The organism is Paenibacillus sp. 2KB_20 (assembly GCF_052115765.1).
Taxonomy (GTDB): Bacteria; Bacillota; Bacilli; order Paenibacillales; family Paenibacillaceae; genus Paenibacillus_AQ.
Window position 1 is genome coordinate 1 of the sequence record NZ_JBFRHH010000019.1, and the last position, 24,692, is coordinate 24,692.

Genomic DNA, 24,692 nt, shown 5'->3' on the forward strand with positions numbered 1-24,692 from the left:
TGCCATCTAAGACCATCCCTTTCATTGAGCCTGAACATCTCAATTTTATCGGGATGGTCTTGTTGGTCAAACCCTCGATCCCTCCACCCGCATAGCGGGTGGTTTTATGTTTCGCACGCTATCGCGTGCTCAACTGACTAAAGTCATAATAAAAAAAGCCGCGATTTACGCGGCATCATTACCATATCTCCTGGTGCGGTGCATCCTAATGACCGCCCAGTCGTTATCAGCCTCAGCGTCTCTTGATCTGAATTGCGATATACGGTGGTGTACGATAACAACGGAAACGAGGTTGGAATAGAAGTTTTTCTCCATATAAAATCTTTTCCCGACTCTTCGCTCTCGGCCTTCAACTCTTCAAGCAAAGCTGCGATATCCGTCTCGGAGCCCCCATAAGCGCCGAATGGAGCCAGCTCATATGGCGAAGTCGCTTCAGGGCATGATGGTGCCTGGATTTTACGGGACCTAATGGAATTTTTAACAAATGGGCGATTTCTTCAAGCGTGCAGTCCTGATAATACCTGAGGACGACAACCTCTTTGAGCTTCAAAGGCAGCGCTTTGAGCATCGGAATCAGCTCCAGGCGGTCGCTAAGAAGGGATACTCGATCTTCCTGGCCAATTGAGGCGGTTCAGAAGACATCCCTTTCATCTTTTCCAAAATGCGAATCCTGCGCCAGCTTTTCCGCTTCCAGCTCCGAACTTGCTGGATAATCAATCCGTTGAACCAAGAACTGAATTTCTGCTCCAGCTGATAATTGTCCAGGCTCTTGAACAATTCGATATACACCTCGCTCATAATATCCGGAACATCGTGCTTGTTGGGAGCCAGATAATAGATTAAACCGAAAGCCTGATCACGCGTTAAATCATAAATTGTTTGGAACGCTTCTTCATCTCCCTGACTCACCCGGATGAGCCAAGGTTTGATATCCATTTCATTCATAGGGCCGGCCTCCATTTAAGGACTTACACCTGATATTGGCTCCATGCCCAATAAGGTTCAATTTGATGTCAAAAAAGAAAAAACGCAGCTTTCCAGCTGCGTTTCATCTAATTATGCTAGGACCTTACAGTATGACGATTAAATAGAAGAGCGCTGCTAAGACAAAACGATATAGAGCAAACCATTCCAATCGAAGTCGCTTAATCAGTTTGATGAACGTCACTACTGCAATCATGGCCACAATAAAGGATGTCGTAAAGCCAACTAACATTAGAAAGAGATCGTCAGCATTCAGCAAATCACGACTATCGTATAAATCTAACAAGCTTGCGCCAAACATAACAGGCACGGAAATAAGGAATGTGAAATCTGCGGCGGCTTTTTGACTAGTACCAAGCAATAGTCCACCGGAAATCGTGGACCCCGATCTTGAAAATCCCGGCCACAAAGCCAAACATTGGAACAGGCCAATCCCGAAAGCTTGTTTGTAATTAATCCCATCCATCGTATCAGCGGTTTTAGTTCTCCTGCTCCGTGCTGCGACGATCATCAACAAGCCACCGGCAACTAGACCGATCAAGACAGGGGTTGGGCCGAATAATAGGCTTTTTATTGTGTCTTTGAAGACAAGATATAGGATTAATGCTGGTAACATAGCCAAAATCATATGAATAACATTTAATCCTTTACTTTGGGAAAAATCCATTTTAATCAGATTAGCCCCAATCTGCAAATACCTTTTCCAATAAAGAATTAGAACTGCCAAGACTGCACCCAACTGGATCACAATTTTAAAAGTTATTGCAGCGTCTCCCTCAAAGCTAAGCAGATGGCCTGCTAAAATCAGATGTCCAGTAGACGATACCGGTAAAAATTCAGTTAAGCCCTCTATTATGCCTAGTATTATTGCTTTAACTACATCAGTCATCAATGGATGTCCTCCTTCGGAAAAAACTCGTTCAAGCCTTTTCCAGTATAAGGTAGACGTCTATATATTCCCATCGATTAACCTAACAATATTCCATTCCGTATGACATTCTTGTCACATTGCTCAAAAGGATAGAAGAACAACAGAAAGAAGCCGATATACCATAGCTTACGGCTCCTTATCCAAGTCTAACTATGAACAATTACGTTATCCAGTCACACGATTCACAATTTTTAGAACAGTGTCCCGCGTTAATTTGCTTCCGCCCGCAGAAATGAGTTTGACGGTAGCATGAGCTAACGCTAGTGGAATCTTGCAAAATTTTAACGCTGGACCATCCTTTAGGTCTGCGACATAAGAATCGGCGATTTGTAAATTACGGCATGTGTACTGGTGCATTTCATTAAATCCCCAACCATCAGGAAAGAAGTCAACACCACGTTTAAGATCCTCATCTCTATTTCGGAGTATATTTACTGCTTGTAGTCCTCTTCCGAAGGCAATCGCCTTTGTTAGATCAGATTGCGTCCCGTCATGCCATAACCAAAGTTCTGATAACATCTCTCCAACCATACCAGCCACGCTATAGGTATATCTGTCCAGATCCTCTTCTGTATGAATATTCCACCCGTTCTGAACCCAATCAGACATATGTAACGACATCTTTGCGATGTAATGATTTACGATGGCGACTCCGGAAGACGGACAAAGAAGCACCCATTTATCTAGCTGCATCGTAACTTCCGGTAATACCGCCCGATAAGGTGATAGTAATCTTCGTGTTGCTTCCATAACTTCCATAACATCCTGGGATTTAAATATTTCAGAAATCCCAAAAAGTAATTCAACTTTCAATTCGTCAGTGAGTTCATGATGATCTTCGATTTCGTCTATTGCTCGCATACATAGATAGGCAGATGCAACTGCCTCCCTTATTCCTAATTCCAAATAGCTTATGGGTATATAAAAAGTACGGCTCGTCTTCTTTAACATGGACATTGCTTCATTCAGGTCGACGTTATTAATGAGTACTCCCTCCAAGTATTCGTTCAGTTTTAAAATTACTCATTGCTTTACTATGATAACATACGTTGATATGGTCAATCCAAATACAATAATCTAGACTTGTGTTTTGATCCGATTCGACGATCAATTTGACGAACTTATATACTTAAAGCAAAAAAAGCTGCAATTTATGCGACTTTCAAAATCTATTTAGTCATCACTTCTATTCTACTTTAATCCCTCTTTTTTCCAACTCAACTCCAATACATTTAAATTCATGATCTGTAATATATACATTTTCATTTATAGGCAGACCATTTGTTGCAAGTCTGGAGGAGTCTTCTAATGTTACATATATTTTATCCCAACCTTTAAACTGTTCAGGTATGCCATCTAATAATGCTTCTTCACAAACGATCATTAGCCCTTCTCTAACCAAGCTCATAGCACAGTCAAGATGAAGGATTGTATGATGAAGGGGTACCTCGACCACCTTATATCCAAAATTACTCACTAAATTCCTCATCCATCGAATACCAATTTCATTTGATGCAAGTCCAGATCTACCTACAAATATAGTTTGATCCAGTACTAAAACATCTCCTCCCTCTAAAAATGGCCCATCCTCTGAGTATTGCCCTTTTGATATATCTGGTTTTGGAATAGATAAGTATAAGCACTTATTGTTGTCTGATTCCATTGCTAATATATTTCTAACGGGTAGTATCTCATTTCTTCTATGTGGAAATTTAAGAGACCCTTCTATTAAAAAATGTCCTACTGTGAAAAAGGGATCTCTTATAAAGAAATTGCTATAACCATCCTCTTTTCCTATCTCCTTTTCATAGTCCGTTAGCAGCCTAGGAACTTTGACTTCTACATTATATTTTTCTAAAACTTTCTTTAAATTACGCAACAATCGTTTGGGATATTAGTGAGGAAGAAAAATTGAGGTTTCCCGGGGCACAGCGTTTAGTCGAATTCCGACTCGATGGAGTCATCCAAACAGAACAGGTCATCCCATTTGACGGGAACTTATTGGGCTACACTCCTCACAACCCAAGTGATGATTTTTTGAAGAAGAAGCAACTCTGACGGTGGAAAAGGTTTAAGAGGCGATTTACTCCAAGTAATACTACTGGGGATAAATCGCCTCTTACTTCACCTATTCAGTCATCACAATATTTCGATATACCCTTCTGTTCCATGCACGCGAATTCGTTGCCCATCTTTTATCAGCTTAGTGGCATTTTCCACCCCGACCACGGCGGGTAAGCCATATTCACGCGCGATAACGGCTCCATGGGTCATCAATCCACCCACTTCGGTGACCAGGCCTTTTATGGATACAAATAAAGGTGTCCAGCTGGGATCAGTAAAGGAGGTGACTAATATATCTCCATCATCCAGATCCGCATCTTCCATGTTTAAGATGACACGTGCTCTTCCGGATAAGGTCGATCATTCGTTTGGTTTCTTTGGCTTTTTGTTCACCATCTGGCAATTGCTTCAATCGCTCTAATAGTTCTTTTTCTTTTTTTAAAGCCTCCTGTTGCCCCTTCTCAAATTTTCGACCGCTTTCATTAGGTTCAAAGTTTTTGATGTTACCCAGAATCAACGGGTTGCTATACCTCCAAGCATAAACTTCATGAACAGCTGAAAGACCGCCAGCCCGGCGGTCTTTTTGTGATCAAGGATAAAATTGATGTACTCCAGAATGCCGATATCGAGCATCGAAGCCGTTAGTGTGCCATCATTTCATGGGCAATGCTATGGCCATCCATTGCGGATGGGTAATAGGTAGGCCAATTCGTAACCTCTTGAAGTAAAGCCTCGCGGTCGTCTCCCCAATATAAATGGAAATGATCAGACTTGCTTGGCGTGATGCGATGGTCGCTAAATTGAATGTAGCGAGGCAGTCCCTCGATGTCATCAACCGACTTAAATATGTAACGGACCCCGCGGTTACCTGCTTCGTAAGTCAATATTTCGTATCCATCGGCTTGGTATTCGACCGACTGCTCCTGACCGTTCGTGAAAAACGTGACGGTGTCACCTTCGATGACAATACGTTCCGTATCGGTCTTGTAGCCGACTTCATAATATTCCTTGTACGCTGCCGCCGTCATTTTTCCGGTATCCTCCGCTTTGTGCACAAACACCTCATCCAGTGTTCCATCCAGCAAGTATGGATAAACCGATTGCCAGTCTCCTTCCCAATCTGACAGTGTACGATGCTGGATTTGGCTGTCATCAAAGAACCCCTTGTAGATCGCTTCTGCTTCCTCATCATGATTGTGGTTGTGGTTGTGGTCGTCCTCATCATCATGACTATGATTGTTGCTGCTTTCATGAGTACCGCTGTCTGCCTCAGTCTCATTGATAGGACGATTCTCATTAGGATCAGCGCTTTGACACCCTGCAAACAATAACCCCAATGCTACTAAAATTACTCCCATCCCAAGTTTAAGTTTCATACTTAATCCCTCCATTTAATAGTAATCATTACGATTAAGGATTATACGGTGGGGATTTGCCTTTGTCAATATAAATCGTAATAATTACGAAATAGAAGCGACTCAAAAAAAGGACCATCCCACACAGAATGGCCCTTCTGGTTATAAACGATGCTTTACCTGTGAAAGGTTGGTCTCTAGAGCATGCCTTCCGCTTCTCGGACGAATCGGGACATTATTTTTACGTGCCCATCTTATGGCATTGGCAACATCCTGTGTTTTTTGAGCGAAGACAAAAACTTTAGGGAATCTGTCCGTATGTGGATCCCAATTCTTACGAGCGGCTTCATAACCAGGATCACCCTTAAAAATCACTCGCCCTGTAAGCTTAATTATTGTTTTGGGTATAAAACAAAAAAAGCCGCGGATTCCGCGACTTCTTATGTGTGTTACTTTTGCACAATCTGAATAAGGTTGCCACATGTATCGTCGAATACAGCTATTGCGAGTTCGCCCATTTTTGTCGGCTCCATCGTAAACTCCACGCCTTTTTCCACTAATCGTTTATACTCTTGTTGAATATCCGCCACACCAAACATTGTCGCTGGGATCCCATCGGCAAATATCTTCTTTTGATAATCCTTGGCAGCAGGATGGTCATTCGGTTCGAGTAAAAGCTCGGTACCGTCTTGCTCATCGGTAGAAACAAGCGTTATCCACCTAAATTCTCCGACGGGAACGTCCTCCTTTTTTAGAAACCCCAGCTTTTCTGTATAAAACTCCAGTGCCTTGTCTTGATCTTGTACGAATATACTGGTAACAATGATCTTCATTTACTCTATCCATCCTTTCAGCAAATTTTTAAGTGGTTCGTTGTTGAATATAACTACTCGATATTTTCCCTTTCGTTTTGATTTTACGAGCCCTGCATCTTCTAATGTAGAAAGATGTTTGGCTATCGCTTGTCGCGAAATGGACAGGTCGTGCTTCATAATGAGACGTACCGTTAGTTCATACAACGTAAGCTCGTTGCGTTCGGATAGTTCGTCTAAAATAAGCCGCCGAGTCGAGTCTCCTAGTGCTTTGAATATTGCGTCTTTGTCCCAATTCATATATCCATTATAAGCAACCCTACGGTTGCTTGTCAATAATAAGCAACTGTAGGGTTGCTTAATCAGCGATCGCGAGGTCGAACTATGCACATCATGAGCGATTGGATGAAATGCTGCAAAAAGCAAAAAACACGCCGCAAGGCGTGTTTGCTTTTCGAGTTACTACTGATGAAGACTTTAATATTCTCCCTTAATGACGAAAAATGAGCCTCGAATCGTTCCAGCTAATTTAGACTTCTGCCTGGCAAACTTAAACTTTCCTTCTAACTCCGGTGGTACCTCCATCCCCTCAGAAAGCTTAAAACCAACGGCCCGCTTCTTAGGGTCATCAATCGTATACATGACGTTGAGTCCAAGACCATCCTCATAAAAGACGTAGGCAAATTGGATATTCTCCACTTGAAAACGCGACGTTTCTAATGGTTTGGCCGCAAACTCAATATCACGTTCTTCTTTTAAAATTCGGTTTACATAATCCAGGGTCTCCTGGCTTTCGCTTGCTGGTACAACCGTAAATTCATGTTTGTATTTGTTCATAAAGTAACGGGCTTCATTCGCTCGTAAACCAGCAAGCGCTTCTGCTACGGGGGAAGATTCTAAACCAACCGTAGACACGTTTTTAAAATCAACGATATAGGACATATTCATCCCTCCTAAAAAATTTTGTGAGCGTTACTTCTTAGAACCTGCTTCGAGCAAAGCTTACATCGGAAGCGTTCACTTATTTCCTAACAACGGGAATCCATACTTCACCAAATACTAGCCCGTTTCGCTGCCCCATCTCAACCGTTGCATTTGGCCCACCAACATAGGCAAAATTCTGTGCTTCCGGCAAAACTTGTCCGAAGGCAATGCCAGTAAGTGTATTACTCAATTCTTCAGCCGTCTTCCCTTCCCCTTTAACAACAAGGTATTCCCCCTTAGGAAACTGAATAACCCTGGTTGCTTCGGGTAGAGATGCCTCTGTCATAACACCAGCATAATACATCATCTTATTATTAACCGCTTCGTTCACGGCAAAAATGTAGTCATTTGCGGCGATGGTCTTCAGAGTATCAAGCCTACCATCTTGTTTCACAGCCTCCCAAAAGTCTGCTTTCTCTTGGTTTATGCCAGCATAGTCTGTGTAATCGCTCTGCAGCTCAGTTCCAATTCCTAAAACGATAAAGCTGTCTTTTTCCTCAAGCGTAAAATTTGTCATATTCAAAACCTTCCTCTTTTTTAAATTTATCAAATGATTTGTCTTTTCACTTGATGGGTTTATAATATCCTTAAATCGTGTCAAAAAATGATACTGTTTAGGGGAGGCCCTATGAAAAAAGTTGAACGGATTAATATTATTATGCGCTATATCAATAATCGTGCCCACTTTACCATATCTGAAATCATGCAGGAATTTAATATTTCTCGCTCGACAGCGATTCGAGATATCAGAGAAATCGAAGCGATGGGGATGCCACTTGTCGCTGAAGTTGGGAGGGATGGGGGTTATTTTGTCATGAACAACTCTGTCCTGCCTACAGTCCGCTTTACAGATAATGAAATTAAAGCTTTGTTTATTGCCTTTATGGCGACAAGAAATCAACAACTCCCTTATCTAAAGAGTCGTCAATCTTTAGCTGAAAAATTACTAGGGCTCATCTCGGAAAACCAGCAAGATGACCTTGTTCTGTTAAATCAGATATTGCTTTTTGAAGGAACCAACCCTCATAACCCCGACCTTCTTGATCTGTCTGACCTGCCCCATCCGATGTTAGAAAAGCTCATTCAGATCCTGCTTTTGGACAGATATTTATGGCTATCCATCAAAGAAGAGAAGGTAATCAAGTCTTATCCCATGTATCTCTTGCATCTTTATCGTGAAAAAAGCTTATGGCTAATTGAAGGTTTTGACTTGGAGGAAGAAAAGAGGCGGATTGTACCTGTCGACAATCTCACCCATGTAGAACCATACCCTACGAAGAAAAGAGTAAGTAAGAAAAAGATATTAGAACAACTAAGTAAGCAGGAAGAAGAAATCAACCTTGTCCTTGATCTCGGTCCAAAGGCGATTGCCCAGTTCAAAAAATACCATCCTTTAAAGTTTTCAGTTTCATATACGAATCCGTACCAAACCACAGCCACCTTAAAGACTTTTATCAATGTTCATCATTCAGAAGAATTAACCGAAATAACCAATTGGCTGCTTTTCCTAGGTGGAGATATCAAGGTCAGGGAGATACCCGGAGAAGTCGTAAAAGGTTTACAAGAGCGCTTAAGCTTATACTGCCCATAAGCAGAGCTGTGAAACGCCCCCTTCAGCGATACCCTTTCCGATGTATTTCTTTGCAAGCAGCATTCATAAAAAAATCCGCTTTAAAAGCGGATTTTAATGAAACTATGTTCTTGTCTTCCGGCAGTTCTTCTGTTGTCAGAGGACAAGAAATTATATCCCTAGAGCTATTTAATACCGCCCAAAAGAAGGTTTATTCGATAATTTTCCTGTAATAATAAAGCAGTCGGATCACAAACTCCGGCTGCTTTATGTATAGAATGGTTTGCTTATTTTAATGGCTGGGAATCGTTCCCTTATCAAACCTTGAAGATGAACGTATACATCTTATTCTTGCCACCATGCGAAACTGGACTTTAGTCGAGGTCTGCTACCTCCTGCAGTCTGTTTCGAATCACGGAGATATTCGTTACAATATAGCCAAGTATTTTTGAGGAGCGATTGATCATGAATTACGAACATAAAGTACAGAGGGAAATTGCCGACTGGGAGCATAAAATGTTCAAACCGCCAGGATGGCTGGAAAAGACATCGAAAACCATCGGCAATCGGATCAATCATTTGATTCCCCCGAAGGTGCACAGCATCATTACGACCACCATTCGATCAATCGTTCGCACGGCATTGTTCGGTGCGGAATATACGCCAAGTCGCGCGGTGGAGCGTACACTGGAATTGGAGGCTGCCGATCAAGAAGCGAAAGAGTTGTTTGCCCTGTACCAAAAAATCGCTGTTGCCGAGGGCGCTGGAACAGGGGCTGGCGGCATTATGCTTAGCATGGTGGACTTTCCAGCTTTAATTGCGATCAAGATGAAATATTTGTTTGAGCTGGCCCATGTTTACGGTTATGACACTAAACACTTCTCCGAGCGGGTATTCATTCTCAAGGTATTTCAAATGACATTTTCCGGGCCAGAAAACCGTGCAAGGTTGCTCGATTCCATCAAGCATTGGCAAATAGAAAAGGAACAATGGCGCTCCGATGCCGAATACGCCAAGAATATGGACTGGGAGACATTTCAGATCGAGTATCGCGACGCCATGGACTTTCGGAAAATGCTGCAGATGGTGCCTGGGATCGGCGCTATTGCAGGCGCATGGGCAAATTACAGCATCCTTGAGGAATTGCGTGAATTCGCTATGAACGCTTACCGCCTCCGCAGATTGCATGATGATTTCGTGGTTGTGGATTGATCCCTCTCTGTCGTCATATACATCCAAGGAAGATCGTTGCTTGGGAAACAACAAAGACAGCTAATCCATATGATTAGCTGTCTTTTGGTTTGCCTTCAATTGTCATTACTTTGCGATGAATGCGCCCACATCCGAAATTGCGAACCCCATCCCGAAATTCCAATACTACTATATTTTGGCAAAACGAATTATAATCCTTTTTGTGATCACATTAATTCTAAGTCAGACAGCCATATTCCACCGCCATACAAAGGAGGGATGCCGTTTCAAGCCCAATTGCCGAAGTTGACTTTATCCCCATACTAAAGGAGGAACTCTGATGATGCGAAAGAGAATGCCTTACCTGCTGATCCTGTCGTTGCTGCTGACCTCTTGTTTCATCTTCGGTACGAAAGCCGAAGCTGCAGACTATACGCAGGGCGTCGATTTATCCGGAAGTACAGCTACCGTATGGTTCAAATCCGCCGTCAATACGAGTTGGGTCGATGTGCATTATAAAGTGAACAGCGGAGAACAGCAAAATCTCAGAATGGCTTACAACGCTAGCAAATCCCGATATGAACAGGCCATCTCTGGCATGGCCACCGGCCACGTGATTGCGTATTCTTTTACTTACAATAACGGAACTCCAGCCTACGACACCGGTGTCTTTACTTACACCGCCGGATCCATTCCACCTCCCTCTACTTCCGGCTCCATTTATGACATTCATCCGTCCTCAATTCCCATGCCTCCAAACGGATCCGTCTCGGTGAAGATCATGAACGGGACCAATGGCGCTTATACCGACTCGCAAATATACTGGGGCGTTCTCGGCATCAATCCCGTTAACAATCAGTGGAGCTATCTGGACCTCAATGGCAATCTGATCCCCATCTCCAGCGCCTTGAATGATGCACCAGAACATCTAACCAAGAACGGCATCAACTACGCCAACATTTATCACAAGGTCAGCGATGCTTCCTGGGTCACCTTGCCCCGGATCACGTCAGGTCGAATGTTCCTTAGCGTTGGCACTCCAATGTACCTGAAGACCTATAACGATGGATTCGCCGGCCCCGATCTGAACAATCCGACCGATCCAAACCGCGCTATCTATTTCGATTTCGTCGAATTCACGATTGACGCGGCTGGCTATCACGGCAATACGACACGTGTAGACGGATTCGGTTTTCCAATCCAGCATCGACTTATCAACAAAACCGGTTCCTTCGATCAAACCGTAGGTGAGTTCGAAAACGAAACCCGAAACGGAATCTTCGCCAAATTCCAGGCCGAAGTTCCTGCCCCCTTCAAATCGCTGGCCACGATTCAAGCACCTTATCGCATCGTCGCGCCGATTCATGGTTCTTTCGCACAAGGTGGCGCTAATGCCAACTATTTCGGCGGGTACGCTCCATACAGTACACAGGATATTTTCCGATGTGACGGCGCTTTAACGGATGCGGCAACCTGTGCAGCCATCAATCGCCATGTATATACGACTAATGACTGGAATAACGTGTCGAATTACTATCAGGCTGCGCCTGCCAATTATTACGCTAAATTCTGGCACGACCACAGCATTAACCGTTTGGCCTACGGGTTTCCATATGATGATGTCAACGGCCAGGCCGCTTACCTTGAAGTGGGCGATCCGAAGGGTCTGATCATCCGCATAGGCTGGTAAATCTTCAGTGAACGCTAAAGCGTTGGAAATCGCCGATAGGAAAAAGAAACGCCGTCTTGGTATGAATGAAGTTTCCTTTTTCCTGTTTAGTAGACCAATGTTGATCAACATCAGGCATCCATCTAATCGGCAAATGTATATGTTTTTGTCTACCGACAGTTGATAAATTCAATCTTCAATTATAAACAAAAACGATGCCACAAAGTCATCGTTTTTGTTTTTTAACTATCAAGTGATTGCATGAATCCCACTGTTTACGCTTTAGTTGTAAAACAGCAGCCATTACTCTGGTTAGCCATCCCTTCAGTTTTGTTGCTCAACGATTACATCGCTTTCGGAACGTTTGATGAATCTGTCGGTTTAGGAGAACGGATAAACATCAAGGCTAATATCGCACCCGCAAAAGCAACGATTCCAGACCAAAGGAAAGCTTGCTGAAAACCATGATTAAGAGCTGCCACAGGATTAGAATCTGATATGGAAGCCGTTGTTGATGCAGCGATCGCAACCATGATAGCAAGGCTTATAGCAGATCCTATCTGATAGCTTGTATTAGCAAGTCCGGATGCAAGCCCCGCTTCTTCAGGCTTGGCTCCCGACATAGCAGCCATCATAGAAGGAATATAGGCTAGAGACATTCCGAGAGCACCTAAAAGTGAAGCTGGAAGTACATGGATAAGGAAACTGCCATCCACAGGCGTATTGGTCGAGAACATGAGCATTGAGCCTCCAAGGGCTGTCAATCCAATCACAATGTTTGCTTTTATACCGAATCTACCGATCAATTTGCCCGTAATAACGATCATGAAGATAGCAATCAAAATCGTCATCGGAAGCAGACCAATCCCTCCAGCGAAAGCTGAGAACTTTAGTACCTGCTGCATATAAAGGTTCAGGAAGTACCATAATGGTATCCAACCACCAGATAACATGATAAGCGCGATATTGCCGGCAGCCAGGTTAGGCGCCTTAAAGATTCGAAGGGGTACAAGCGGTTCCTTTTTGATTAGCTGAATGATGAGGAAAAGAATAAACAATATCACTCCTGCGATAAGTGTCCACACGGTGATCGGTGCTCCCCATCCATTATGTTCTGCAGTCACGATGCCGTAAACGATTAAAACCAATGATGCTGTGACCGATATGGATCCTGCTATATCGATGCTTCCTTTTCTGCGTATACCTTTTGCTAAAAGACCAGGAGATAAGAGTAAGGCGACAATCCCAACAGGTACATTAATTAAGAAGGTCCATTGCCAACTTAGCCACTCCGTTATAACACCACCCAGAAATACCCCTGCTGATCCTCCCGCAGCTGCCGAAGCACCCCAGAACCCCAGCGCTTTACCCAATTCTTTAGGATTACCGCTGAACAACATCATCACGATGGTTAGAGCTGAAGGTGCTATTAAAGCGGAACCGAATCCTTGCAGTGCACGACCGATGTTTAGTGACTCTTCGTTCCATGCAAAACCAGCGAGTAAAGATGCTACTGTGAGAATCATGAAACCCCACATGAACATACGCCGTTGTCCAAAGAGGTCTGATAATCGGCCACCGAGTAGTAAGAGCCCCCCGAAGAAAATCACATAAGCGTTAAAGACCCATTGTAAACTTTCCTGAGTATATTCAAGCGCTTCTTTGATTGCTGGCAATGCAACTCCGATAATCGATGTATCCATAATCACCATAAAATTCGCAAGACATAACAATGCTAGTGCCATCCATCGTTTTGGATCTGCTTGTAAAAGAACCTGCTCTTGTTTTGACATTATAAATCCAACCTCCTTTAGCTACTTATCACCAGGTTCTTTTGATTCAATAAATTAACGCTCGCGGCGGCCGCCTTAGAAAGTGAGTTAATTTCAAACCATTATTTACCGGTGAGATTTGTAATTATAGTATACCCCCCTATCCTATAGTGTCAATAAAATTTTATTTTTAAAATAAGTTTTTTAACTGTTGTAAATTAACCGAGAATAGGCCAGTCGAAAAGATACAGTGATAATAAAAAAAGCGCAGAACATGAAGTTCTACGCTTCCAACTCGAAGAGGAGCATTAGCGATGTCGCATGTAATTCAAAATTCTCAGCCTTGTCTAAAAATGAGCGTGGTCCGGATACGCCGGCAGCGTGCATACGAAGCTTAGCTTACGGTACATCTCCATTGCCGTCTCCATATCTTGGACAACATGGCCGACACGATGAATTTTGTCAATTTCAGTCCCCATCGTACAACCTCTTCATCATCTAATATATTCAAACAAACACGATATAGCTGAACGCTATTTCATTGTTACAAGCATGTTTTGGTCATGATAAAATCCTTCTGTTCTTCATTCCCCATATAGAAAGAATGGGAACCTGTTTGAACAAACCCCATGTTCTTATAAAAAGCAATAGCATTTTCATTTCGTTCCCATACGCCTAACCAGATGCTCTTTTTATTACGTTCCATGGCGATTTCCATGGCTTTATTGAGCAGAAACTTGCCAAGCCCATGTTTTTGATATTGGCCCTTAATATAAATCCTCTCGATTTCAAGAGAGTCATTGCCCATCATTTCAGTCTGCGCATCATGGATGTTTACCTTTAAATACCCGGCGATTTCCCCATTATAATAAATAAAATAGAATTCTGAAGCGGTATTGGATACCTCTATTGCTAGTTGGTTAATGTTAAATGCTCTTTCTAAGTAGGTTTTCATATTTTCAGGTGAATTTTGATCCCTAAATGTCTCATTAAACGTCCCAATACTGATGTCTTGAAGTAAGCCCAGGTCTTCTGACGTGCACTTTCTTATTGTTAGAGTCAATTGGCTTCCCCTCCCTTTTGTAATTCAATACAATCTCTTGTTTCCCTTTTTTACAAACTCCCAATCTTTTTCTACGTTTTTTCTGACCGTCTGCAAGAGATTGAGCAGAGTTTCTGCTTCGCTTACGGATAATCCCTCTAATGCAACCCGATTGGAATAATCATGTTCTCTTTTTATAAAAGGATACACCCGCTTCCCTTTCTCCGTTGGAAAGAGCCTTTTGATTTTTCTATTATGTTGATCTTCTTTCTTTTCAATAAAGCCGTGAAGTTCAAGCTTCTTTATGGCACGGGCTGCAGTTGTCCGATCTACTTTTATCATCTCCGCTAACTTCTCTTGAATGATTCCTGGATTTTCACATACTCGCACAAGGTACAAATACTGTCCTTTCGTCAGGTCATATTCTTTAAATTCTATATTGCTTATTGAATCTAATGCCCTTGCGATCATGCCGATCTCACGCAGAATTCCCTTCATACACTGGCTCCTTCGTTCTCATATATGTTGTAAATGCAATAAAAATAGATATAGTTTAATCTATTTATGTTGCATTTGCAACAAATAAGATGATAAATAGATCGCGTGCGTAAAATGACCAGTATAAATTGATTCACTCGACTTATAATGCGTATTAACCTTGGATGGCGAAGGACACGGCACTTTCAGGCGGCGTTCCATGAACAAATGACCACTTCAATGAATTGTCCTGATTCATCGAAATGGTCATTTGATTCAAGCTGCACTCGTATTCTTGACGGCACCGTACCAGAAGAAGAAATCCATGAACTGATCAAACAGAGCTATGTTTTAACTATGGCGTCTTCTCGAGGTTAATATGGTTCACTTCATTCCCATCCGAATGATAGATGAGCTGTACAACCCCAGTGGAGAACGTTTTTGCATTTACCAGCTTTAAATTCAACCTTTGCTTGATATCCATAAACAACGGTTTTCCTTCTCCCAAAATGACAGGGTGAACCGATAATCTGAATTCATCAACCAGCCCTAACTGAATAAAGGTTGTAATAAGGCTTGCTCCCCCATATAACCAGATGTCTTTACCTGGCTTATTCTTTAATGCATGTACTTCCTCAAGGATATGATTGTTGATGTAAGTTGCTTTATGGTCGCTCCCTTTTTGCGTCCTGGAAAACACATATTTTTCTTTACTGTGAACGATTGACCATAATTCTTGTTCAGTTTCCGGATGATCCGTTTCAGGTGTAAATTGCCCCCATAAATCATAACTTTTTCTGCCATACAAAATCGTATCGATTTGATTTAAGAAATCCATAAACCCCATCTCCGGGTCCATAATGCACCAATCTACTTCCCCATTCTTCCCTTCAATAAAACCATCTAACGTAACTGCTAAATCTAAAATGATTCTTCGGCTCATGATTTATTACTCCTTTCGGGATTTACCACTCATTGTATCCCATCATTATGTCATCTAATGTCTTATTTAATAAGAACGGGAAGACTTTTCATTCTTGTGTCCATTGACCCAGTGCAAGTATAGACTTATTTCCTAAAAAATTGATTGCAAGCCGTGAACCTCGGCATATATGATAAGATCACGAATCCGTTACGGATTCCATAATCCGGCATGGATTCTACCATTTCATGAGGAGGATTTTATCTGAAACGTAATCTTATCGTCAAAGTAATGACCACAGCCGCGCTGCTGAGCGCATGCGCGTATCCCGTCCACGCGGGTTCCATTTCGCTGAGCGATATCAATCAATCCTACGCCAAGGATGCGATTCTGGAATTAGTGGAACAGGGCATTATCAATGGAAAGGGCAACGGCAAGTTCGATCCGACCGGCAAAATCGAGCGCCAGGACTTTGCCATTATCTTGGCGAAGGCATTAAACCTTGATGTGTCGCCGAAGCCGGCGGATTCAACGTTCAGCGACGTCCCACAGGACCACTACTCCTACTCATTCGTAGAGGCTGCGGTTAAAGCCGGCTTAATCAAAGGCCAGGGCAACGGGGAGTTTGGCATGGGACAGAACCTAACTCGACAAGACATGGCGGTGTTGTTTGTTCGGGCATTGGGCGTTGAGGTTGAGGGCATGGGCAGCCAGCTGAAATTCTCCGATGCGGCGAGCATCTCCTACTATGCCAAGGATGCCGTTGCAGCCGCCATTGAGCTTGGGCTCATGAACGGCATGAATGGAAAGGTGTTCAACCCAGTCGGTCAAGCGGACAGGCAATCGGTCGCCTTAGTCGCCAATCGATTCCTGAAAGTGAAAGAGCAGCTAGATACCCCGTCAGAACAGCCAGTCCAGACGCCCAAACCCGACGAGGTAACACCTCCTCCTGCTGAGAAGCCGACGCAGAACCCAACGCCGTCTACCGGAGGCAGCAGCGGCGGATCAACCGCGCCAAGCTATCCGAATCCGGGCAACCCAAGCTCGCCAGATAGCGCTGCTCCGATTGTAAGGCTTTTGTCTGCCTCCTCCGTTCTCATAGGGGAGAACGTGGCGGTCACTAGCAATGAAACCGGGTTCGTTTACTTAGTCCCCTATTCCCTAAACGCCAACACGAAAGCGCAGCTTGAAACCTCTGTCGCCGAAAAGCTAGCCAGTAAATCCGTCGTTGCAGCAGCTCAAGCGGAAACACTCATTGCAACGGCGAATCTGTCAGCGGGCGACTACAAAGCGTATGCGGTCGACGCTGCAGGCAATGTGTCGGCGCCAACCGGCAAAATTACGCTTTCAGCGCTGCAGTTGGAACAGCCGGCCTTGCATTTTTCCGATGCACGGACGCTCGTAATCACATACAATGAGACCCTTAACCCCCTCTTCGTTCCAACTGCCCATGAATTATCGGTATATACCAAGGATGGTGAGTTACAATTACCGAAAGAGGTTGAACATATTAACATTACGGGCCGAACCGTTATTGTTGCCCTAGCGGAATCACTGCCGATGGCAAGGCCGGTGGAGGTCGTATATGATCCGTCTTCAGCCGCCACCGCGATCCGCAGTGCAACAGGAACGATCTCACCTGCATTCGGGCCGATCATGGTTCAGTATTTGCCGGACAACGTAAGGGAATTGTTTGAAGCGCTGATCACCGAAGCCGAGGCGCTGCGCGACACCTCAATTCCAGGGAACACGGCCGGCACTTACCCGTCGTTCGCGTTTGAGCAATTAAACCAGGCGATCTTGAACGCCTACTCCATCGCAGACAACCCGAATTCGCCTGCTGCAAGTTTGGCAATCGGTTATAACGATCTGATCCAACAAATGAAAGCCTTCAAAAACAGCCGAATAGAGCCCCTGAGGGTCTCTCTTGCCGAGGAAAGTGCATCGTTTGTATTAAATAGCAACATGTTGCGCGTGAATGGCATGTCAGCCCAAATTACGGACTCCTCGCTAGACGAAGATCGATATGATATAAGGAGTATTAGAAACCTTATCGAGGTAACGAGAGGCGATGCTTTCATAGAATTGGAAATTCGTTATGACTCTGTCACTAATAGGTACGAGATTCAATCAGAAGGCCAAACGATAGGACATATCGAGATCGAGACTTCGGATCCATCGCTCATCCAGTTAACCGCCCGTGATCATGGCATCCATGTAGCACCTGCTCCGAATGTCGATCAAGACCGCCCGGTCTCCCTGATCTTTAAAGTTTTCGAGAAGGATGCAGAAATCGGCAAGGTCGAATTGCCCATCCGATTTGATTCCGAGCCTCCAACGGTTACAGAAGTTACTTACGACAGCGCTCAAGGACTCTTCTTATTCCAATCCAGTGAACCGGTATACTCTTATCCTCAGACCATTCAACTAAGAGCACAAGTGGATTATTCCGGTAACGGCGATTTCAGCCAAAATTCCATCGATATCTTCCCGTTAGTGGACGGAGAAGACTTCAATTTAGAAATCACACCGGATAAACGCGCCGTCACACTCCAGCTTACCCGTATGGGCATTTCCAAGCTGGCCACCCAGCTTCCAGGAGGAAAGTTCAAAATCATGATTCTCGGCATGAGTGATTTCGCCATGAATTGGCAACAGAAGATTCATATCATTGACTCGCCGAAAACACCATAATGTAACAAATGGAAGCCCGGATTTTTCAAGGAAGTACCCAAGTTGTTCATTGCCACTCGTATATCCTCACTCTCGCAAAGTTAGATGGATTTGTTGTGTAAAAAGAGTTGAATTCCCTTCCAACATACAAAATCCCACTGATTCTTAATTTGATCAGTGGGATTTATTATCTGTGCGGACCCTTTAGATGAATATGTATTAATTTACTTTATAACAGGCAGCGCCTTTGTATGTGGGGCGGAACTGAGTCAAATACTCCAGGCTGTTGCTCGTGTGTTGTCGATCAATCATTTAATCCCTTTCCATTCAAGATATGCGGGATATATTTTTCAACCCTGGACTCTCGCGTTTTGGATTGCTTGGGTGCAGAAAAATGCAAAATGTAGGCTCTTTGCCGTCCCGGCGTTAATGCTTCAAAAGCCGTTTTTAAGCCTTGAATTTCAACGAATTTACTTTCTAATTCTTCCGGTATGATATATTCCGTATTCTTTTTAAAGCTCACTTGCAAACCGGCTTTCTCAACTTCGATGGCTTCAACAATATATGTTTTCAGGATAAGTTGCATTTCATCGATCTCTTGAACATTGGTGAACCGAATCTGACGCGCTGCCTGAACATTCACCGTTTGCTGGATTAGGATTCCATGGGGATCTTTTAACAACGCGCCTTTATGAAACAGAAGCGCACAGTAATCCTTAAAGCCATGAATCAAAACGATGTTTTTGTTATCTAACGTGTAACAAGGATGCATCCACTTAAAATCCTCGGTCAGTCCGCAGTCAAGAACGATTTCTCTCAGCAGATTGAATTCTTCCTTCCACTTCTTAAGCTTGTTAAAATAGGGATCAATCTTGGAATTCCTTTCACCTTTTATCATCGAGGTACCCCCTTTATGTCCTTGTTCGTTTCGCTAGAGACGTCGGCAATTGATCGAGGCTGCTCAAATTCTTTTCTTGCCAGTAACTGTCCAAGCCTTCTTCACCTTTGTGCTCCGCCCACCGTTGGAGTGTTTCTCTCTCCTTTTCGTACGACATGAATGGTACCGCATAACCGCAGGACGTCTGGACTTTATGTATATCGACTGTAATGATCTGCCGGACTCCAGGCATCGGCTCGAACATTCCGTATAACAACTCCCACTCGGTGTGTTCCGGAAGAATTACCGTTCCGGTTCCGTACAGGCGCAGAATATTCGGAGGTCCCTGGAATGCGCAGAACATCATCGTGATACGACCGTTCTCTTCAAGATGGGCACTAGTCTCATTGCCGCTCCCGGTCAAATCCAAATAGGCGACCTTACGATCGGACAAAATCCGGAACGTGTCGTATCCCTTCGGCGACAGGTTGACGTGCCCATCCCGCGACATGGGAGCCGTGCCGACAAAAAACAGGTGCTGCTTTCGGATAAAGGCCATATGCTCGGGGAGCATGGCCGGAAACTGTTTTCCCATCGTATCCCCTCCGATGAACTTGTATTAGGTTCGATTCACGCGTGAACACCGACCCAGGTCGAGCGCTCTGAGCGTTCGGACGGATCGCTGGCTCCGGTCGTGATCTCGCTCTTGGCTATACGTTCATTGTATTCGAAGCCGCTACATAAGTATAATATATTCTTATCACGCATACATACACTCCGGTTATGAATAAGGCGACTAACTCTTCACAACTGTTACGGATGCGCTCTGCCTCGATTATAGTACATGCCTTGTTCGTTATCGACCAACAACATGCCCTTACATTTTACAACTGAATTTCCCCTCCCCCCGCTTATTTATACATCGATATCTAACCCATATCTCTTACGAATCTTGTGTCCTACTTCCTTTTTACTTTGACTTTACTTGATTTTTACTTCCATCTATTAAGCTAACATATGGTATCCAATACCGAGTTTATTTTGGGAGGAATAATTAATGAAGAAAATAACTTCTGTGTTAGTCTCCGCTATGCTTTTTGCATTACCGGCCACCCCTGCTTTTGCTCAAATGAATGATGATACGGTCAAGCAACAGGCTCAAGCGTTGGCTTCGGAGATCGTGTCCAATTATGATGTTAGTGGCTTGCAGTATGCCATCATGGATCATGGATCCATCGTGTTATCCGATAGTGCTGGCGTATATGATAAAGCTACCAAGAAACCAGTAACTAAAGACACGATGTTCGGAATCGGCTCGGTCAGTAAAATGCATGTAACTGCCGCAACGATGATGCTAGCTGATTCGAATAAAATTGATATTGATATACCCCTGAACACATATATCAAGGATTTTAAAATGGCGGATGAACGATATAAAGAGATTACGCCACGAATGTTAATGAATCATTCTTCAGGGCTTTATGGGAGTCACTATGGAAACAGCATGTTTTTTGATGATAACGATACGAAAAATCATGATGAATTATTGGTAAAATTACAATCAGAAGTTTTAAAGTCAGACCCAGGCGAATATTCAGTATATTGTAACGATGGGTTTCAGCTGCTTGAATTATTGGTTGAACGAGTAAGCGGTTTAAGCTACACCGACTTCATTGAACGATACATTGGCACCCCTCTGAATTTAGACTCTACTAAAACACCACTCGATTCCTTTGATAGAGAACGGCTGGCAAAAACATATTTTCCTGGGCTCGATCAGGCTTTACCCGTTGAGAATGCCAATGTCCTTGGGACAGGAGGCCTCTACTCTACGGCAGAGGAAGTAAGTAAGTTTGCTGAAGTATTAATCGGGAATCGAACGGATATTTTATCTGAGAAGTCTGCAAAGGCCATGCAAAATCATGAGTATCGAAATGGAATCTGGGTTTCTGAAGAGACGAACACCGTGAATTACGGTCTTGGTTGGGATGCCGTTCGTTTAGCACCTTTTAGTGATTACGGAATAACAGCATTATCCAAAGGCGGGGATACCGTTATGTATCACGCAGCTTTAACTGCCCTACCCGAACATGATATTTCTATGGCTGTGCTTTCATCTGGAGGGAGTTCAGTTTTCAATAGTGCATTTGCATCCAACGTTTTATTAGAATATTTAAAGGATAAAGGCATCATTCAAGATATCCTGCCCGATAAAACATTTGATCCTTCCATAAAAGTGGATATGCCATCGGAATATCTCTCTTATTCTGGATTATACGGTTCCGTGGACAGAACAATAAATCTTGAAGTCAAGAACGGAGAAATTGATTTACCTGCTCTACAAGGCGGAGAGATACCATCACAAACATATGTATACACGGGAAATGGACAATTTAAAAACAAGGAAGGAAATGTAGCCATAAGCTTTGATCTACAAAAGAACGGAAAAACGTATTTAAAGGTTAACGCATATACGAATCTACCAGGTTTAGGCCAAACCGTTACGGTAATGTATGAATATCAAAAGCTGGATCCCAATCCTCTAAACGATACAACTAAAAAGGTATGGGAGCATAGAAACGGAAAAAGTTATTATGCATTGGATGAAAAGATAACTTCTGGATTTTATCTAGCATCACAGGTCTTAAATAAGAAAATATCCGTTGATGTGGAACATGGGTACGCAAACGCCACTAAGATTGTGGATGAGAATCAAGCCGTAAACGCAGTTGAAATTCCTATCATGTATGGAAGGGATGCATTTGATTTGAAGTTCTATACATTGAACCGTACGGAGTATGTAATGGTCAATAGTCAATCCTATATCAGTGAAGATGCGATTCAACCCATATATGCAGGGAACTCCTCGATCAGCAGCATACCATTCAATGGTCAGGCTGTTTGGTATAAGATTGATGAAAAATCAGCCAATCGAGCCATGACTGTGGAGGCTCCTTCAAGTGGAGGATTTGCCGTTTATGACGGAAAGGGAAATGTTGTGAACTTTTCAAAGGCAAGCAACAATCACTCGGTTGTACTGCCTGAAAGCGGGATGATCGTTTTTGGTGGTAAGGCGGGAGATGTATTTCAAATTAATCTCAAGGCTAAGTAGGCTAGAACTTGTATTGGGAAGCCTTGATCCGAATGGACCCGGCTTCCCAATATGCACGGCAGTGTTTATATCGATTATGGGGTCTCGTAGTTTTTTAACGGCATACCTACGTATTCCTGGAAGGAGCGAATCCGCTCTCCCTCGAACTCGAAGACGATTGCAAGCTCATTACGAAAAGGCCGCCCATTCAACAAACCTTCCGAGCGAAATACCACCACCCCGTTGTCCTCACTCTCAAGCTCGATGAGCGGAGTCAGTTGCATCTGAAATACGGAGCGCTCGAACCTGATCAATTCCTCGAACCGCTCTTTGCCTTGCTGTTCGTGGTTCCATCCCTCTAACGGAAGCGGAACGAAGAAATGGAAATCTTCCGTAACGGTTGTGAGAAAATCGGTTGTATCCCCTGTTTCCAAAGCCTGCTTAAAAGCATCAAACACTTCACAAGTTCGGGATTGGACAGAGTCTAGAGATTTCTCCATGAACAAATCCTCCTTATTAATGGTTTGTTGTACTCTCTAAATATTGAGTTTACATTGAGTCGTTTTGATTGGTGAGACGCCATGTAAAAGGAATCTTGCGTAACATTGGTTAGTGCGACACAACCTTTAGCTGGCTCGATATCGTTCCAAGGTGAATGGCTTCGTGAATCAGAGCGAAGTTGAACAACTCGCCGGCGGTGTTGAATTGGAACGGGCCCAAAGCATACGGATTCGAAAGCTTCTCCCCCAGCATTTCATGTGTCAACTCAGATAAGCGAGAAAGCTGCGCGGTTAACAACGCGACCAACTCTTCCTTCGATGGAGGAGTAAACGTCCAGTCCAAGGGCTTTGTTCCAGAGTTAAACAGCGTTTCGTACGAACCCGGTATAGCAGCCGGAGAGCCGAAGCTTAGCGTAGAATACTTATCCATCCAATAAATCACATGGCCGACATTCCAACGGATTGTATTGTTGAATCCCAGCCCTTGAATGTCGAACAGTTCCTCCGGGATCGCCTGCACCTGCTGCAGCACCACTTGACGTACGGTTGTTGCCGTGTTGATAACCATGTCAGACATGTTAATTTCCTCCTTTGTTATGAGAACCTTTTGATATTCCCAGTTTAGATCTCATGGAACCTTCCATCAATGCAGTGGGCGTTACCGGAACGTTAAGTATCAGTTAACGATTATTCGTTGACAGAAAAACAAGATGGAGCAACAATGATCAGTGAACACGATACAGCGATACAATAGAAAGCAGGTGAAAATCGATGGAGTTAAAACAACTGCAATATTTCATGGCCATATGTGAAGAGCTTCATTTCACGAGAGCAGCCGAAAAAATGGGTGTCAGCGCACCCAATATCAGTCAGCAGATAAGAAGATTGGAAGAAGAATTAGGGGTTCTGTTGTTCGATCGTGTGGGTAAAACAATTGTTCTTACAGACGCTGGAGCAATTCTTCGTGAACATGGTGCTGCCGTGTTCAGGCATCTGCAGCAAGCGGGCGACGCCATTGCTGATCTGAAGCAAACGCAAGGCGGATCTCTTTCCATCGGGGTCTTGCCGGGTGACGCGGATCTCATGTTTAATGCCTTGCTACTGAACTTCCATCAAACCTATCCCACCATCTCCCTGTCCCTTTTGGAAACCACAAAAGTAACAGAACAAGTTCTGGACCGAAGCATCGATGTCGGCGTAACCATTGGACCTGTTATCGATGATCGTCTCACGTCAATTCCTCTGTTTCATGAAGAGTTCTCATTAGCAGTAAGTTTGAATGATCCCATTGCCACGGAGAACTTCATCCCCTTGAAGAGGTTGCAAGCCTTAAAGATGGTCATGTTTCCAGCAGACCACCAATGCCGGAAGCTGATCGACCGATTTTGCATGGACAACGGGTTTACTCTACAGCCGCACATGGTGACAACAACGTTATCTTCCCTCCTTCAGATGGTACAGAGCGGAGTTGGCGCTTGTGTTCTGCCGCGACTTCTATTGGAGAATCTTCACAATCCCGACATCAAGGTTGTGCACCTGAGGAACCCTACGCCTTCTCAGGACATTTGTCTGATCTACCGTAGCGACAGGTATGTCGGATACGCCATGCGTACGTTTATCAAAACTTTGAGAGCCTACATCGAGACAGCTATCCAACATTCGAAGTCTTCATAGAAGGCAGCACTTTTCTGATCCTTCGGCGATATAGCAAGAGAAACGAGCCGGCAAAGTCTGCCCCACTTCTTCTATCTCAACACAGAATACGTTCATTCAAAATC

General features: G+C 43.7%; 26 protein-coding genes and 2 pseudogenes. 6 read left to right on the top strand and 22 right to left on the bottom strand.

Features of this window, described 5'->3' with window-relative positions:
* Window positions 1-349 precede the first annotated feature (349 nt).
* The 12 genes and pseudogenes from AB4124_RS30655 to AB4124_RS30710 form a co-directional block, all read right to left on the bottom strand.
* Complete coding sequence (locus AB4124_RS30655) at window positions 350-568, bottom strand: sigma factor-like helix-turn-helix DNA-binding protein (protein ID WP_441975178.1); 219 nt, start codon at window positions 566-568, stop codon at window positions 350-352.
* Between the two features lie 5 nt (window positions 569-573).
* Window positions 574-945, bottom strand: a complete 372-nt coding sequence (locus AB4124_RS30660; RefSeq protein ID WP_441975179.1) for a sigma factor — start codon at window positions 943-945, stop codon at window positions 574-576.
* A gap of 124 nt (window positions 946-1,069) precedes the next feature.
* Window positions 1,070-1,873: an undecaprenyl-diphosphate phosphatase gene (locus tag AB4124_RS30665; protein ID WP_441975180.1), complete on the bottom strand. Its 804-nt coding sequence runs from the start codon at window positions 1,871-1,873 to the stop codon at window positions 1,070-1,072.
* A gap of 207 nt (window positions 1,874-2,080) precedes the next feature.
* Window positions 2,081-2,872, bottom strand: a complete 792-nt coding sequence (locus tag AB4124_RS30670) for a squalene/phytoene synthase family protein (RefSeq protein WP_076321522.1) — start codon at window positions 2,870-2,872, stop codon at window positions 2,081-2,083.
* Window positions 2,873-3,101: 229 nt separating this feature from the next.
* Window positions 3,102-3,794, bottom strand: a complete 693-nt coding sequence (locus AB4124_RS30675) for a dimethylarginine dimethylaminohydrolase family protein (protein WP_441975181.1) — start codon at window positions 3,792-3,794, stop codon at window positions 3,102-3,104.
* Between the two features lie 260 nt (window positions 3,795-4,054).
* A pseudogene (locus AB4124_RS30680) lies at window positions 4,055-4,499 on the bottom strand (PEP-utilizing enzyme); the annotation flags it as partial.
* Window positions 4,500-4,620: 121 nt separating this feature from the next.
* Complete coding sequence (locus AB4124_RS30685) at window positions 4,621-5,355, bottom strand: metal-binding protein ZinT (protein WP_441975182.1); 735 nt, start codon at window positions 5,353-5,355, stop codon at window positions 4,621-4,623.
* 156 nt (window positions 5,356-5,511) lie between these two features.
* Window positions 5,512-5,742: pseudogene (locus tag AB4124_RS30690) on the bottom strand (FAD-binding protein); the annotation flags it as partial.
* Window positions 5,743-5,783: 41 nt separating this feature from the next.
* The gene (locus tag AB4124_RS30695) at window positions 5,784-6,167 is read right to left on the bottom strand and encodes a VOC family protein (RefSeq protein ID WP_430112334.1); all 384 of its coding nucleotides are present in this window, start codon (window positions 6,165-6,167) and stop codon (window positions 5,784-5,786) included.
* The gene (locus AB4124_RS30700) at window positions 6,168-6,446 is read right to left on the bottom strand and encodes an ArsR/SmtB family transcription factor (RefSeq protein WP_076321527.1); all 279 of its coding nucleotides are present in this window, start codon (window positions 6,444-6,446) and stop codon (window positions 6,168-6,170) included. It lies immediately after the preceding gene.
* Between the two features lie 177 nt (window positions 6,447-6,623).
* Window positions 6,624-7,088: a phage tail protein gene (locus tag AB4124_RS30705; protein ID WP_076321528.1), complete on the bottom strand. Its 465-nt coding sequence runs from the start codon at window positions 7,086-7,088 to the stop codon at window positions 6,624-6,626.
* A gap of 79 nt (window positions 7,089-7,167) precedes the next feature.
* On the bottom strand, window positions 7,168-7,647 hold the full coding sequence (locus AB4124_RS30710; protein ID WP_339290205.1) for a GyrI-like domain-containing protein: 480 nt from the start codon (window positions 7,645-7,647) through the stop codon (window positions 7,168-7,170).
* Between the two features lie 111 nt (window positions 7,648-7,758).
* Here AB4124_RS30710 and AB4124_RS30715 point away from each other — a divergent pair, with 111 nt between their 5' ends.
* From AB4124_RS30715 to AB4124_RS30725, 3 genes are all read left to right on the top strand, one after another.
* The gene (locus AB4124_RS30715; RefSeq protein WP_430112338.1) at window positions 7,759-8,721 is read left to right on the top strand and encodes a helix-turn-helix transcriptional regulator; all 963 of its coding nucleotides are present in this window, start codon (window positions 7,759-7,761) and stop codon (window positions 8,719-8,721) included.
* Window positions 8,722-9,165: 444 nt separating this feature from the next.
* The gene (locus tag AB4124_RS30720; RefSeq protein ID WP_430112340.1) at window positions 9,166-9,912 is read left to right on the top strand and encodes an EcsC family protein; all 747 of its coding nucleotides are present in this window, start codon (window positions 9,166-9,168) and stop codon (window positions 9,910-9,912) included.
* Between the two features lie 319 nt (window positions 9,913-10,231).
* Window positions 10,232-11,581, top strand: a complete 1,350-nt coding sequence (locus tag AB4124_RS30725) for a glycoside hydrolase family 64 protein (RefSeq protein WP_441975183.1) — start codon at window positions 10,232-10,234, stop codon at window positions 11,579-11,581.
* 323 nt (window positions 11,582-11,904) lie between these two features.
* On the opposite strand, the gene AB4124_RS30730 is transcribed toward AB4124_RS30725, so the two are convergent.
* The 5 genes from AB4124_RS30730 to AB4124_RS30750 all read right to left on the bottom strand — a co-directional run bounded on the left by AB4124_RS30730 (window position 11,905) and on the right by AB4124_RS30750 (window position 15,794).
* Window positions 11,905-13,353, bottom strand: a complete 1,449-nt coding sequence (locus AB4124_RS30730; RefSeq protein ID WP_441975184.1) for an MFS transporter — start codon at window positions 13,351-13,353, stop codon at window positions 11,905-11,907.
* Window positions 13,354-13,679: 326 nt separating this feature from the next.
* Entirely contained in the window at window positions 13,680-13,811 is a 132-nt protein-coding gene (locus AB4124_RS30735; RefSeq protein ID WP_441975185.1) for a hypothetical protein, read from the bottom strand.
* 65 nt (window positions 13,812-13,876) lie between these two features.
* Entirely contained in the window at window positions 13,877-14,395 is a 519-nt protein-coding gene (locus AB4124_RS30740; RefSeq protein WP_441975186.1) for a GNAT family N-acetyltransferase, read from the bottom strand.
* Window positions 14,396-14,419: 24 nt separating this feature from the next.
* The gene (locus AB4124_RS30745; protein ID WP_441975187.1) at window positions 14,420-14,872 is read right to left on the bottom strand and encodes a MarR family winged helix-turn-helix transcriptional regulator; all 453 of its coding nucleotides are present in this window, start codon (window positions 14,870-14,872) and stop codon (window positions 14,420-14,422) included.
* Between the two features lie 334 nt (window positions 14,873-15,206).
* Window positions 15,207-15,794 (bottom strand): dihydrofolate reductase family protein, encoded by a 588-nt coding sequence (locus AB4124_RS30750; protein WP_441975188.1) that lies wholly within the window; start codon window positions 15,792-15,794, stop codon window positions 15,207-15,209.
* Between the two features lie 270 nt (window positions 15,795-16,064).
* On the opposite strand from AB4124_RS30750, the gene AB4124_RS30755 reads away from it, so the two are divergent.
* Window positions 16,065-18,467 carry an S-layer homology domain-containing protein gene (locus tag AB4124_RS30755; RefSeq protein ID WP_441975189.1) on the top strand — a complete coding sequence of 801 codons (2,403 nt, stop codon included), beginning with the start codon at window positions 16,065-16,067 and terminating at the stop codon, window positions 18,465-18,467.
* A 283-nt stretch (window positions 18,468-18,750) separates the two neighbouring features.
* Here AB4124_RS30755 and AB4124_RS30760 read toward each other — a convergent pair whose 3' ends face one another.
* From AB4124_RS30760 to AB4124_RS30770, 3 genes are read right to left on the bottom strand one after another with little or no spacing between them, the layout of a single operon-like run.
* Window positions 18,751-19,344, bottom strand: coding sequence for a YdeI/OmpD-associated family protein (locus AB4124_RS30760; RefSeq protein WP_441975190.1), 594 nt, complete (start codon window positions 19,342-19,344; stop codon window positions 18,751-18,753).
* A 13-nt stretch (window positions 19,345-19,357) separates the two neighbouring features.
* Window positions 19,358-19,918: a pyridoxamine 5'-phosphate oxidase family protein gene (locus tag AB4124_RS30765; protein ID WP_441975191.1), complete on the bottom strand. Its 561-nt coding sequence runs from the start codon at window positions 19,916-19,918 to the stop codon at window positions 19,358-19,360.
* A 35-nt stretch (window positions 19,919-19,953) separates the two neighbouring features.
* Window positions 19,954-20,091 (bottom strand): hypothetical protein, encoded by a 138-nt coding sequence (locus tag AB4124_RS30770; protein ID WP_441975192.1) that lies wholly within the window; start codon window positions 20,089-20,091, stop codon window positions 19,954-19,956.
* A gap of 289 nt (window positions 20,092-20,380) precedes the next feature.
* On the opposite strand from AB4124_RS30770, the gene AB4124_RS30775 reads away from it, so the two are divergent.
* Window positions 20,381-22,435 carry a serine hydrolase domain-containing protein gene (locus tag AB4124_RS30775; protein ID WP_441975193.1) on the top strand — a complete coding sequence of 685 codons (2,055 nt, stop codon included), beginning with the start codon at window positions 20,381-20,383 and terminating at the stop codon, window positions 22,433-22,435.
* A 74-nt stretch (window positions 22,436-22,509) separates the two neighbouring features.
* Here AB4124_RS30775 and AB4124_RS30780 read toward each other — a convergent pair whose 3' ends face one another.
* A complete protein-coding gene (locus AB4124_RS30780) occupies window positions 22,510-22,914 on the bottom strand; it encodes a nuclear transport factor 2 family protein (protein ID WP_441975194.1) in 405 nt (134 codons plus the stop codon).
* Window positions 22,915-23,023: 109 nt separating this feature from the next.
* Window positions 23,024-23,491 carry a DinB family protein gene (locus AB4124_RS30785; RefSeq protein WP_441975195.1) on the bottom strand — a complete coding sequence of 156 codons (468 nt, stop codon included), beginning with the start codon at window positions 23,489-23,491 and terminating at the stop codon, window positions 23,024-23,026.
* Between the two features lie 194 nt (window positions 23,492-23,685).
* Here AB4124_RS30785 and AB4124_RS30790 point away from each other — a divergent pair, with 194 nt between their 5' ends.
* Complete coding sequence (locus AB4124_RS30790) at window positions 23,686-24,588, top strand: LysR family transcriptional regulator (protein WP_441975196.1); 903 nt, start codon at window positions 23,686-23,688, stop codon at window positions 24,586-24,588.
* Window positions 24,589-24,692: the final 104 nt, after the last annotated feature.